Source organism: Enterobacter sp. ECC-019, from assembly GCF_043974075.1.
Classification (GTDB): domain Bacteria; phylum Pseudomonadota; class Gammaproteobacteria; order Enterobacterales; family Enterobacteriaceae; genus Enterobacter; species Enterobacter asburiae_D.
The window spans coordinates 1,591,530-1,603,928 of the sequence record NZ_CP143759.1 but is presented as its reverse complement, the minus strand read 5'-3'; the positions used below and the strand labels follow the sequence as shown (position 1 = coordinate 1,603,928).

Here is a 12,399-nt window from a genome sequence, read left to right as displayed (position 1 = left end):
GGACAAGAAGTGTCCGCAATACGCGGTTTGTCAGAAGAAAATCCAGTCCCAGACGGCACGGGCAACTGTCACCACGGCTTCCCGCACGGTTCGAATCACAGCCCTTACAGGCTCTGGTAGAAAAGATGATGACTCCACAGTGCCAATCATTTCATCCACGGCATGACCAAAGCGCTCGCGTGCCTGCTTTTTTACCGGCTCGGTGCAGAGCCTTCCGTGCAGTTGTGTTGTCAGTGGGCTGGTGGCCCGGTCAGGCAGGCTGCGCATCATCGTCTCTACCATCGCATCCAGCCCCCAACCCGTTCGGGCCGATACAACACAGACTGGATGGTGCGGCATGAAGAGCTGCTGCACCGCGCTCCGCTTGGCCTCAATTGTCGATTGTTGGCTATGAGATGGTGTATTGCTGGTGGCATTCCACTGATGGCACGGTTCAGCCTTGTCAGCCTGATTAACCACGAACAGCACTCGATGCTGATACGCCAGCATCACCTTGCGATAGAAGTGTTCATCTAATGACAGTGCCCGGTCATCGGCTTTGATTACCCATAACACCAAATCCAGTTCGGGCAAGATCCGGCGGTATAACGTGGTGTACTCTTCGTCACGTTCCTTACTTTCCCCCACTCCGGGTAAGTCGACCAATAAAAGGCTGTGAGAGCCACTACTGAGCCGGAAGCCCAGCACGTCGCGAGTGCAAGCTTCAACATTACTCACAGGTGTTACCTCTCCCTGGAACAGTGCATTACAGAGCGACGACTTACCCGCTCCGGTTTTACCCATGATGCCGATTACCGGCTCGTACTGAGTGAGACTGCAAAGACGTGCAAGGATAAGGTTGCGAAACGGGTGTGGCAGTGAAGCCAGAGGTTGCTCAAAGGCCTTAAGGCCGTTCAACTTTTGCATACGAAGATCTCAGCGTGAAAAATAACAAGCCCCGCAATCCGGTAAAGGATGCGGGTGATTCACTGAGATAATATCTGTCTGAAATTATTTGGAGTGTTCTTTAGAATTTTTACTTTTATATAGCCTAAGAATGGCACTCTCTATAATTGCGTTATTTGACATCGTATCTTTCATAGACATATCTCTCAGCATATCATGAACTTGCTGAGAGATATTTACACTCATTGTCACAAGTTTTTTCTCTTCTCTATTTTTATTCCTGTTCTTCTGTGTAGACCAGGCGCTCTTAAACTTTCTAATGAACAGTTCGACAGAATCCGGAGAATGCAGGTTGCTTTTTCTCCACATAAAGTAACTAGCATAGCACCACGACATTATTTCCTCGGGAGAATTACCACAAATACGTTTCAGACCTATTGATGTATTCCCCTTTAAGTAATCCCTTAACCAGGAACAGACATCAACTTTACTGGATCTAACACTTCTGAATAAATCATGCTGATCAAGTAACCCAGCCCACTCAATACTTTGATCCTTCATAAAGTCGGACTGTGTTATATAAAATATAGGCCATTCATCCATGCAGCGACGTATTGCATCAATTCTTACATCATGACTGGGTTGTAATGACGCAGGGGATAAAAAACTGCTATTGTATTCAGGAGTTTCTGATTCAAATTTTTCATATAATACACAGGCCAACCACAAGCTTGCTCGTGGATCATTACGATACCAATCCAGTTCATTTTCGGATGGAAAGCCGCTTGTATAACTGTTATCTACTTTAGCAAAGAAAGCATTAATTTCCGGCTCTGATTTATTCAGCGAAATAAGATAATTGAAAACCCTCACCTGATAGGCTCGGTAATCTTTATCCATCCCATTTGATTGAAAATGATAACCAATCGCAATAAGTTTGTTTTCAAGATTCCTTATCTTACTACTGTCATTTCCCACTATCTTAACCATACCGGCACCTTCCTTGATATCACTAAGTGATTTACAGTGAATTAATGACTTTTAGCATAACTCCACACCGAATATCAATAACTTTCATGTGTAAGATCTAGGAAAAAACGACAGTAATGTGATGTGGCTTACACATGCAAATGAGGATGATGATTGCCATTCTCTCTTCAAAGTTATACAGAAATTATTGCAGCCTTTATCAGCCAACAATCAGCTTGCATTACTTCATTTATATTTTTAACCATTTTCACTATACGTAGCGGTTAATTTCATCTGGAGTGAAAATTACAGCCCCAGAAATAACACTTCATTATCTTCTATCTTTGAAAAACTCCAGCATTGATACCAAGGCAGGAACAGAGGTAAACATAACTCGCTTTTTTTACGTATCTCCACATGGATATGTCCCGGAGCAGTCGTCGTTATCAAACTTCACTAATCCGGCTTACCTTTCATAACCGGAGATATCCATCATGATTACTCGTCCCTCACTTACCGAAGACCAGTTCGTTGACATGGCATTTATAACCACGCTGTTTCAAATGACAGATAAGTGGATTTATAAGCTCATTAAGGACGGAGCCTTTCCCAAACCTATCAAACTGGGGAGAAGCTCGCGATGGTTAAAAAGCGAAGTTGAGACTTGGCTTCAGGATCGTATAAATCAGTCCCGTAAATAGCCTCCCCCTGAACCAAACCTCTAAGAAGAAAATAACCACCCGGTTCGCCCGGAGGTTTTCTGCCTTCTGAAATTTAAGCTTTGAGGAATAAGCCCCATGAAAGACTACAAACCGCGTTACGAAGAACTCTATAAATATTACCAGACATGGTTGACGGATTTTACGAAGCTGACTGTCAGGTCAGGTATGTGCCACCAGAACATCTATCACCATCATAGCCTGACAGTTGGAAGTCTTAAATTTTCGGGAGAGGAAGATGTTATTGCCATTGTCCCTCAGTGCCTGCATAGGATTATTTATGGAAGAACAGCAGCCTCGTTGGCTGTCAGTGATGATTTAAGCGTCAGTTTATTTACCCAAGAGCATCTGCTGGCTCACCATCCAATGCTGGAGGGGATTTTGCTGTCTGAGTGCGTGCGTTTAAAGCAACGTTCTCTGGCAAATAAACTCATCAGTTTGTTCCGGCAATTCAGTGGTAGCGAGTTGCGCCTGAAACTGGTCTGGCTGTGCTGGTACGATTTGATGTTGGGAAATAGTCTTGATGACTGGAGCGAAAATCTCAGGTTCAAAAAGAGCAAAGAGATGGACTTCTGGATCAACGATCGGCAGGCAGAAAACCCAGCCCTGACAAGCCTGATGGACGAGTACGTATGCTTTGCATGGCGGACGACTGCAGAACCACTGATATAACCATTTGAGACGCTGACGGGAGACATTGCTACACCATGAAAAATGCCTGTTTTATGGGACAGCTAACTTCGGAGTGAATATTACCTATAAAACAAGCAATTACGCCTTGTGCCATAAGGTCTCTTGCATCTGCAATTGTGTCGGATAGGTAATATATACCTATTTAGTCAGTACCTAACGATCCATCAATACCCATATCATACAACCAGTTAGCCATACTTAATCAGCAAGAACCTATGGCTTTCTCAGTCGTATCCTGACCAACAATCAACGCCTGTGATCAGTATCACCTGTCAGCGTTACTCCTGAATATCCCAATCACCATGCCTGTCTTTGTTTCAGGAGCACTGTACGTGCTGTTCCCGGCAGACGAAGGAAACCATTATGTTTTTATTCAATGACATCCACCCAATGGTGCTTGATCCGAAGCACCATCCTTTCAACGTGGCTTATCTGCCGCGTATTGCACAAGTACTCTGTAACGCCCTGCAGGAGCATTCGCAGACTACGGTAGTCAGGGCGGATTTGCACTTACCGGAAGACGGGGATGTATGTGACAGCATCCTCTGCAATCCTGACTTGAGCCCTGGGCTAATGTCCCGTTTTATCGACTCATTGAAAGCTCAGATAGCCGCTTACCGACACCAAAAAGCCCGAGAAGGTAAACGTTGCCATCGTAGTTCAGTTCGCTATGTATGGGTACTGGAGCAACCGGAACTGGGCGGCAAGAAGCATTACCACTTGGCTCTCTTCGTCAACACCAACACATTCAACGATCTGGGAAGCTATGACGAAACAGGCATTGGTCTGGCTTCAATGATCCAGAAGGCGTGGTTGAGTGCAATGGATAAGCGCGGCTGGTCTGAATATCTGACGCTGGTGCACTTTGCTGATAATCCTCTGGCTTACCTCGATCTCAATAAGCCCGATTTCAGAAAGAAACTGGATGCGCTGACGTTTCGTCTGAGCTACATGGCAAAACATCGCACCAAGCGATACAGCAGTACCGAACGCTCATTCGGCTGCAGCCAGGGCTGATATTCCCTGCATCCGTTTTGCTGGTGACGATTTATTTACGCCAGCATCTCATTGTGTGACAACCACACCACTATAATCCCTCGCAACACCTTTAAACCTTCCAACCGCATGGCTTCTGTCTGCCCTTCAGGGACGGCTTATGCCTGCGTGTTGGCTGGCTGGAGCCTAGAATATGTTCGCCAAATCCTTTCTCGCTCTCGACGGTAATGGTCGTCTGACAGGTGCCAGAACGGCGCAGACTGCACCATACGACCGCTATACTTGCCATCTCTGCAATAGCCCACTTCTGTATCATCCTGCGTATGACACAGAGCGACCATGGTTTGAACATATCAGCCACAACATGACGGTAAATGGACACCAACACTGCCCTTACGCAAAGCCTGACAAGTATGAGACTAGATTGGTACATCGTTTGCGAAGATTTTTGCCTAACGTCACCCCTATAGTGTTCAGAGACAGCTGGCATTGTTCACTATGTGATTCCGATTATCATGGGGAACGTTACTGCCTTAGCTGCCAGACAGGGCGTTTTAGCCTCAAGCTGAGTGCAGAATCATGCTATGTGTGATGTCCTACCAGCAGTGGAACAGCCCTTCAACTCTGGCTAAAAATAGTAACCACTGGAACCTCCGTTGCAGATAAGTCGTTTCTTCAGTTCGACTCTCAGGCATGTTGACTATGGTTCCCAGGGAAAATAAGTTATTATTTCCACCATTCCGGAAATATAGAAATGAGATGCAAATGGAGCTTTCAAAAGCAGCAGATACCCTGAAAGAGCTGGGTCATCCCACGCGCCTTAGCGTTTACAGAGAGCTGGTTAAAGCCGGGCATGAGGGGTTACCGGTTGGCGAACTGCAGAAGCGGCTCGAAATCCCTGCGTCTACGTTGAGCCATCATCTCTCATCGCTGATATCAGTATCTCTGGTACGCCAGGAGCGCCAGGGTAGAACGCTCTATTGCCATGCTCGATATGAGAACCTTGAGGCTCTCATTACCTTCCTTACAGAAGAATGCTGCTCAGGGATTGACAACTGCCTCACCCAGCCCCAGAAGACGGAGAAGTAAAATGACAGGCGCTCTGAAGAATGTTGATTCGGGTTTGTTTGACACCTCAATCACAGAGGCAAGATTCGGCGTTCCTGCCGTTCCCCATCCTCCTCGAATCCTGATGCTATACGGATCTGTGCGCGAACGTTCCTACAGCCGACTGGCAACTGAGGAAGCTGCAAGGTTGCTGACTGCCATGGGCGCAGAGGTGCGGATCTTCAATCCTTCTGGCTTGCCTCTTCCTGATGATGCGCCTGACTCGCATCCTAAAGTCATGGAGCTGCGCGAGCTGGTTCGTTGGTCCGAAGGGATGGTGTGGTGTTCCCCTGAACGTCATGGTGCGATGACCGGTATCATGAAGGCCCAGATTGACTGGATACCATTATCAGAAGGCGCTGTTCGCCCTTCTCAGGGTAAGACGCTGGCCGTCATGCAGGTCTGCGGTGGCTCTCAGTCTTTCAATGCCGTAAACCAGATGCGCATTCTTGGCCGCTGGATGCGGATGATCACCATCCCGAATCAGTCCTCTGTGGCAAAAGCCTGGCAGGAGTTTGATGAAGATGGACGAATGAAACCGTCGTCTTATTACGACCGGATCGTGGATGTGATGGAAGAACTGGTGAAATTTACTCTGCTGACCCGAGGTAACTCAGCCTATCTCGTTGATCGCTACAGCGAACGAAAAGAGTCTGCAGAAGAACTTTCACGGCGGGTTAATCAGAGCAAAATTTGAGGGCTGGTATGAGTGATGTAACGGCATTCAACAACTGCATGAGCGTGTTCTGGCGGCTACATGAAGCCGAACTATCTCGCTTTCTGACATCGAAGACAGGTGATAGCGAAAAAGCAGCAGACCTTCTGCAAGAGCTATTCCTGCGTGCCCGCGCTCATTCAGACAGTTTCTGCGAAATGGAGAATCCGCGAGCTTGGCTGTATCGGGCGGCGAGGAATCTGCTGATTGATGAGTACCGCACCACCAGGGAATTCGTTGAGCTGGAAGATGATGCCCCATTAACTGATGCATCCCCTGATGCAATCTCAACGCTGGATATTTGCCTGCCTGAAACATTGCAGGCATTACCTGAAGATGAGCGGTGGTTGATTGAAGAATCCGACCTTAACCGACGTCCCCAGCAGTCCCTGGCCGATGAACTGGGAATCACGCTTACGGCGTTTAAATCCCGACTACTTCGGGCCAGAAAACACCTGAAAGAGACGATGACAGAACTTTGTCAGATTGAGGCGGATGACACGTCTTCCGTCTGCTGCCACAAAAAAATGAATTAATCGCGCATCTTTTCCCCACCACCTTCGTTTACCTCAGTGTAAAGCCAAATGACTAAACACTGAGGTAAACAGTCCATGTCAAAAATTGAGATCTTTGAAGCAGCAGGCTGCTGTGCAACCAGCAGCGTTGTAGTCAGTGACGAAGCCGTCAAATGGAACGCGAGCGCCGAATGGGCGAAAAAGAATGGCGTTGATATACAGCGCTACAGCCTTGCGAAGAACCCGCAGCAGTTCCTGAATTCGCCGGTCATTAAAGAGTTTCTGAACACATCAGGGATGGAGTCTCTCCCTGTCACCTTGCTCGACGGCAAACTCGTGATGGCAGGCAAACTCCCGACTCGTGAAGATATCGCCCGTTGGGCAGGTATTCCGCTTAGTCAGGACTGGAGTGAAGACAGCACGCAACCGCGCTGCTGCAGCATTCCACGTATGCCTTAATTACAGAGGAGCAATCACTGATGAATATGCCATTTTTAAAAGACATTCCCCCGTTCATCTTCTTCACTGGCAAAGGTGGTGTGGGTAAAACATCCCTGGCCTGTGCTACTGCGGTATGGCTGGCCGATCAGGGTAAGAGAACGCTTCTGGTGAGTACCGATCCGGCTTCCAATGTCGGCCAGGTCTTTAGCCAGACTATCGGCCACCGAATCACAGATATCAGTACCGTAGAAAATCTTGCCGCGATGGAAGTTGATCCGATGGCTGCAGCACAGGCATATCGTGACCGAGTACTCGACCCGGTTCGCGGGCTGATGCCAGCTGATGTGGTCAGCAGCATTGAAGAACAGCTCTCCGGTTCATGCACTACGGAAATCGCGGCATTTGATGAGTTTACTGGTCTTCTTACCAACCATGAGTTGCGGGAAAAGTATGACCATATCGTATTTGATACTGCGCCAACCGGTCATACCATCCGTATGCTTGAGTTGCCGGGGGCCTGGAGCGGTTATCTCGAAGCGAACCCTGATGCCGCCGCTAACCTCGGGCCGCTGGTGGGGCTGGAGAAACAACAGCACCAGTACTCAGACGCGGTTAAGGCGCTGTCTGATGCAGCTCTCACGCGCTTGGTTCTGGTTGCCCGAGCCCAAGCTTCAACACTGAAAGAAGTCTCTCATACGCACGATGAGCTTTCTGCTATCGGTTTGCAGCATCAACACCTTGCCATTAATGGCGTGCTGCCGCCGTTTGCGGGTGAAAATGATCCACTGGCGCAAAGTATTCTGGCTCGGGAAGAAAAAGCATTACAGGCAATGCCAGAGAACCTGGCGAACCTTCCCCGCTCGCAGCTGTATCTGAAGCCATTTAATCTGGTCGGTCTGGAAGCCCTGCGTCAGTTATTTACGGAGAACAAAGCCTCGCTGCCGCTCCCTGCTACCACGCTGAATACTTTGGATTTACCGAAACTTGCCTCTCTGGTAGATGAACTCAGCCAGACAGGCAAAGGGCTGGTCATGACGATGGGTAAAGGCGGTGTGGGTAAAACGACCGTTGCGGCATCGGTGGCGGTATCCTTGGCTAAGCGCGGTCACAAAGTTCACCTGACTACATCCGATCCGGCGGCACATCTGTCTTACACGCTGGATGGCTCGCTGCCAAATCTGCAGGTCAGCCGCATCGACCCGAAGGTGGAGACAGAGCGTTATCGCCGTTTTGTACTGGAGAATCAGGGCAAAGGATTAGACGCTGAGGGACTGGCGGTGCTGGAAGAAGATCTCCGCTCGCCATGTACTGAAGAGATCGCCGTCTTCCAGGCATTCTCGCGGGTAATCAAAGAGGCAGACGATCATTTTGTCATTATGGACACCGCGCCAACGGGTCACACACTTCTGCTACTGGATGCGACTGGAGCCTATCACCGGGAAATGGTGCGCCAGATGGGGCAAACACAAGACCATGTGATGACGCCAATGATGCAATTGCAGGACCCGGAAAAGACGAAGGTGATGATCGTGACGCTTGCCGAAACGACACCTGTACTGGAAGCCGCTAACCTGCAGCAGGATCTGCGTCGAGCTGGCATCGAGCCGTGGGCATGGGTTGTTAATAACAGCCTGGCAGCTGCTCAACCGTCTTCACCTTTCCTGAAGACCAGGGCGAACCGCGAGCTGCCTCTCATCTCTGATGTGGAAGAGCAGTATGCAAAGCGTATTGCATTAACAGCGCTACAGAGCGAAGAGCCGGTTGGTATTGACCTGCTGGAAGAAATGGCGAAGTAATAATGAAGGGGGCAAATGCCCCCTTCATCTTTATTTCAGTCTTTTACCTGCATCATCAACGACTTTTTCACCATCTTCCTTGGTGAAAGCCGCTTTCTGAGCATCTGGAAGGATATCCAGAACAATCTCCGAAGGACGGCAAAGTTTAGTTCCCAGTGGCGTCACTACGATCGGACGGTTGATCAGAATTGGATGCTGCAGCATAAAGTCGATGAGCTGGTCGTCAGTAAATTTATCTTCTGCAAGACCCAGTTCCTCATACGGCTCGACGTTCTTACGCAGCAAAGCACGGACGGAAATGCCCATATCCGCAATAAGTTTGACCAGCTCATCGCGTGAAGGTGGAGTCTCAAGGTAAAGAATAACGGTCGGCTCGATACCGCTGTTGCGGATCATCTCCAGCGTATTACGCGACGTGCCGCAGGCTGGGTTGTGATAAATGGTGATGTTGCTCATATCAGTATCTCATTACAAAGTGAAAGAGAGACGTAGCGCCAGCGCGGCCAGCGTTACAAACAGCACAGGCAGAGTCATGACGATCCCGGTACGGAAATAGTATCCCCAGGTGATGGTCATGTTCTTCTGTGAAAGGACATGCAGCCAGAGCAGCGTTGCCAGGCTACCAATAGGTGTAATTTTCGGTCCCAGATCGCAGCCAATCACGTTGGCATAAATCATCGCCTCTTTGATAACGCCTGTTGCGGTGCTGCCATCAATAGAGAGAGCACCAACCAACACGGTAGGCATATTGTTCATGATGGAAGACAGGAAAGCCGTCAGGAAGCCGGTACCAAACGTCGCGGCCCAAAGTCCTTTATCTGCCAGCACGTTCAACACACCGGAGAGGTATTCTGTTAGTCCGGCATTACGCAGACCATAGACCACCAGATACATTCCCAGAGAGAATATGACGATCTGCCATGGCGCACCGCGAAGCACTTTGCCAGTGTTAATGGCATGGCCTCGCTTCGCCACCGCAAACAGAATGACAGCCCCTACAGCAGCAATCGCGCTGACCGGGATACCCAACGGCTCAAGAACGAAAAAGCCAACCAGAAGAAGGATCAACACTATCCAGCCGGTTCTGAAGGTTGCCAGATCTTTAATCGCTTTTGCCGGTGCTTTCAGGAGAGCCAGGTCGTAAGTCGGCGGAATATCTTTGCGGAAGAACAGATGCAGCATCACCAGCGTGGCGATAATGGCTGCGATATCCACCGGCACCATTACCGACGCATACTCAGTGAAACCCAGCCCAAAGAAGTCTGCAGAAACAATGTTAACCAGGTTGGACACGATAAGCGGCAGACTGGCCGTATCGGCAATAAACCCGGCGGCCATGACAAATGCCAGCGTAGTACCTTTACTGAAACCTAATGCAAGCAGCATAGCGATGACAATTGGAGTCAGAATCAATGCCGCACCATCGTTGGCAAACAGTGCCGCCACCGCTGCACCAAGCAAGACGATATAGGTAAACAGCAAACGCCCGCGACCGTTACCCCAACGTGAAACGTGCAGCGCCGCCCATTCGAAAAAACCCGATTCATCGAGCAGAAGGCTGATAATAATCACGGCAATAAAGGTCGCCGTCGCATTCCAGACAATATTCCACACTACAGGGATATCACCAAAATGGACTACGCCAGAGATCAACGCCAGTACTGCGCCCAGTGTCGCACTCCAGCCGATCCCTAATCCCTTCGGTTGCCAGATAACCAAAACGATGGTCAGGACAAAAATAGCGCCTGCCAGTAACATAAATCCTCCAGACAGGACGGCTCTGCCGCCCTGTATATACAAAAAAATTAAACGGCCAGCTCTCTGAGTTTCTCGATGCCAGTGGGTTCAGCAGCCATTACCGGTACTAACGCAATGCGGCTTGCATGCTGGTTCTTCACAGCCTCGATTTGAGGAAGCTCTTGTCGGGCGCGCTGGCAAAGTAGTGGTGAATGCGTCTGTGCAATCGAAAGGCTGTTATTGATAATCCAGCCCCAGGGATGAATCCCCGCACGTTCAAGATCGTACTGCAGGTTTGCCGCTTCCAGTACAGGTGTGGTTTCAGGCAGAGTGACCAGCAAGACTTTGGTACTTTCCGGGTCCTGAAGCTGCATCATCGGAGTGGTAAAATGATCTTTATCCCCCATCTTCCGGGCAATCTCACGGTGATAAGCCCCGGTAGCATCAAGCAGTAATAGCGTATGCCCGGTAGGTGCCGTATCCATGATCACAAACCGTTTGCCTGCTTCACGGATTACACGTGAGAACGCCTGGAACACCGCAATCTCTTCTGTGCAAGGAGAACGTAAATCCTCTTCGAGCAGCCGTTTCCCTGCCTCATCCAGATCCCTGCCTTTCGTCTCAAGAACATGCTGACGATAGCGTTCAGTTTCATCGTGAGGGTTGATTCGGCTGACCTGCAGATTTTTGAGGCTGCCATTGAGCGTTGTACTGAGATGTGCAGCAGGATCGGAGGTGGTGAGATGCACATCAAAACCCTTATCCGCCAGACTAACGGCGATAGCCGCAGCCATTGTGGTTTTACCCACACCACCTTTACCCATCAGCATAATCAAACCGTGTTCACTGCGGGCGATATCATCAACCAGGACAGACAACGACATATTCTCTGGCTTGTTCGGTATGCTTTGTTCAGGAAGCGATGTTATCTCAGCGTGTTCGTTGAGCAGGCCTTTCAATGCGGACACACCAACCATGTTCAGCGGTTGAAGGAATAGTGTATCTGTCGGCAAGCCAGATAACCCAGCAGGAAGATTTGCCAGCGCCTCTTGTTCCCGTTGCCATATTGTAGCGGCCAGGGCGTCACGTTCAGCTTCGGCTTTAGGCAGCACACCATTAATAACCAGGTACTGGTTTTTCAGGCCAATTGCGGCGAGTTCTTCATGGGTGCGGGCGACTTCCTGCAGCGTAGATTTTTGCAGTCGTGCAACCAGAACCAGGCGGGTACTTTCAGGATCGGATAACGCCTCTACCGCATGAGCATACTGCTCACGCTGCTTTTCCAGCCCCGCCATCGGCCCAAGACAGGAAGCACCATCTGGGTTACTTTCGATGAAGCTGCTCCAGGCTCCGGGAAGCTGAAGAAGGCGAATAGTGTGGCCCGTTGGGGCAGTATCAAAAATGATGTGATCGAAGCGGGTTAGCAGAGAAGCGTCGGTCAGTAAGCCCGTGAATTCGTCGAATGCCGCAATCTCTGTCGTACATGCCCCCGACAGCTGCTCGCTGATACTGGTGACGACATCATCAGGTAGAAGACCTTTAATTGGGTCAACGATTCTGTCGCGGTATTGCTGGGCGGCTTCCTGCGGGTCAATCTCCAGAGCCGAAAGACCAGGCACAGCAGTCACGGGCTGAATAGTGTTACCGATAGTCTGATCGAATACCTGACCGACGTTAGAAGCCGGGTCGGTACTGACAAGCAGAACACGCTTTCCCAGTTCAGCCAGACGTATAGCCGTTGCGCAGGAAATCGAAGTTTTGCCTACACCTCCCTTACCGGTGAAAAACAGGTAAGACGGGATATTCTGTAAGAATTTCATATGTCC

At 49.5% G+C, this 12,399-nt stretch carries 14 protein-coding genes; 9 read left to right on the top strand and 5 right to left on the bottom strand.

Features of this window, described 5'->3' with window-relative positions:
* Nucleotides 1-30: 30 nt before the first annotated feature.
* Together V1566_RS07450 and V1566_RS07445 are read right to left on the bottom strand one after the other, a co-directional pair.
* Nucleotides 31-906, bottom strand: coding sequence for a GTPase family protein (locus V1566_RS07450; RefSeq protein WP_395305478.1), 876 nt, complete (start codon nucleotides 904-906; stop codon nucleotides 31-33).
* Between the two features lie 84 nt (nucleotides 907-990).
* Entirely contained in the window at nucleotides 991-1,875 is an 885-nt protein-coding gene (locus tag V1566_RS07445; protein ID WP_211773340.1) for a hypothetical protein, read from the bottom strand.
* 473 nt (nucleotides 1,876-2,348) lie between these two features.
* On the opposite strand from V1566_RS07445, the gene V1566_RS07440 reads away from it, so the two are divergent.
* The 9 genes from V1566_RS07440 (at nucleotide 2,349) to arsA (V1566_RS07400) (ending at nucleotide 8,836) form a co-directional block, all read left to right on the top strand.
* Nucleotides 2,349-2,555 (top strand): helix-turn-helix transcriptional regulator, encoded by a 207-nt coding sequence (locus V1566_RS07440; RefSeq protein ID WP_395305477.1) that lies wholly within the window; start codon nucleotides 2,349-2,351, stop codon nucleotides 2,553-2,555.
* A 96-nt stretch (nucleotides 2,556-2,651) separates the two neighbouring features.
* On the top strand, nucleotides 2,652-3,245 hold the full coding sequence (locus tag V1566_RS07435; RefSeq protein ID WP_395305476.1) for a hypothetical protein: 594 nt from the start codon (nucleotides 2,652-2,654) through the stop codon (nucleotides 3,243-3,245).
* A 384-nt stretch (nucleotides 3,246-3,629) separates the two neighbouring features.
* Nucleotides 3,630-4,283, top strand: coding sequence for an inovirus Gp2 family protein (locus V1566_RS07430; RefSeq protein WP_395305475.1), 654 nt, complete (start codon nucleotides 3,630-3,632; stop codon nucleotides 4,281-4,283).
* A gap of 172 nt (nucleotides 4,284-4,455) precedes the next feature.
* Nucleotides 4,456-4,854: a putative zinc ribbon protein gene (locus V1566_RS07425; RefSeq protein ID WP_395305474.1), complete on the top strand. Its 399-nt coding sequence runs from the start codon at nucleotides 4,456-4,458 to the stop codon at nucleotides 4,852-4,854.
* Between the two features lie 173 nt (nucleotides 4,855-5,027).
* The gene (locus tag V1566_RS07420; protein WP_395305473.1) at nucleotides 5,028-5,351 is read left to right on the top strand and encodes an ArsR/SmtB family transcription factor; all 324 of its coding nucleotides are present in this window, start codon (nucleotides 5,028-5,030) and stop codon (nucleotides 5,349-5,351) included.
* 1 nt (nucleotide 5,352) lies between these two features.
* Nucleotides 5,353-6,066: an arsenical resistance protein ArsH gene (gene arsH / locus V1566_RS07415; protein ID WP_395305472.1), complete on the top strand. Its 714-nt coding sequence runs from the start codon at nucleotides 5,353-5,355 to the stop codon at nucleotides 6,064-6,066.
* Between the two features lie 8 nt (nucleotides 6,067-6,074).
* A complete protein-coding gene (locus tag V1566_RS07410) occupies nucleotides 6,075-6,620 on the top strand; it encodes a sigma-70 family RNA polymerase sigma factor (RefSeq protein ID WP_040117040.1) in 546 nt (181 codons plus the stop codon).
* A 75-nt stretch (nucleotides 6,621-6,695) separates the two neighbouring features.
* On the top strand, nucleotides 6,696-7,058 hold the full coding sequence (locus tag V1566_RS07405; protein WP_032620707.1) for an arsenic metallochaperone ArsD family protein: 363 nt from the start codon (nucleotides 6,696-6,698) through the stop codon (nucleotides 7,056-7,058).
* A gap of 20 nt (nucleotides 7,059-7,078) precedes the next feature.
* Nucleotides 7,079-8,836 carry an arsenical pump-driving ATPase gene (gene arsA / locus V1566_RS07400; RefSeq protein ID WP_395305471.1) on the top strand — a complete coding sequence of 586 codons (1,758 nt, stop codon included), beginning with the start codon at nucleotides 7,079-7,081 and terminating at the stop codon, nucleotides 8,834-8,836.
* Between the two features lie 30 nt (nucleotides 8,837-8,866).
* On the opposite strand, the gene arsC is transcribed toward arsA (V1566_RS07400), so the two are convergent.
* The 3 genes from arsC to arsA (V1566_RS07385) are packed head-to-tail and all read right to left on the bottom strand — an operon-like array spanning nucleotide 8,867 to nucleotide 12,393.
* Nucleotides 8,867-9,292, bottom strand: coding sequence for a glutaredoxin-dependent arsenate reductase (arsC, locus tag V1566_RS07395; protein WP_395305470.1), 426 nt, complete (start codon nucleotides 9,290-9,292; stop codon nucleotides 8,867-8,869).
* Between the two features lie 12 nt (nucleotides 9,293-9,304).
* Nucleotides 9,305-10,594 carry an arsenite efflux transporter membrane subunit ArsB gene (gene arsB, locus V1566_RS07390; protein WP_101989772.1) on the bottom strand — a complete coding sequence of 430 codons (1,290 nt, stop codon included), beginning with the start codon at nucleotides 10,592-10,594 and terminating at the stop codon, nucleotides 9,305-9,307.
* A 47-nt stretch (nucleotides 10,595-10,641) separates the two neighbouring features.
* Complete coding sequence (arsA, locus tag V1566_RS07385; RefSeq protein ID WP_395305469.1) at nucleotides 10,642-12,393, bottom strand: arsenite efflux transporter ATPase subunit ArsA; 1,752 nt, start codon at nucleotides 12,391-12,393, stop codon at nucleotides 10,642-10,644.
* Nucleotides 12,394-12,399 lie beyond the last annotated feature (6 nt).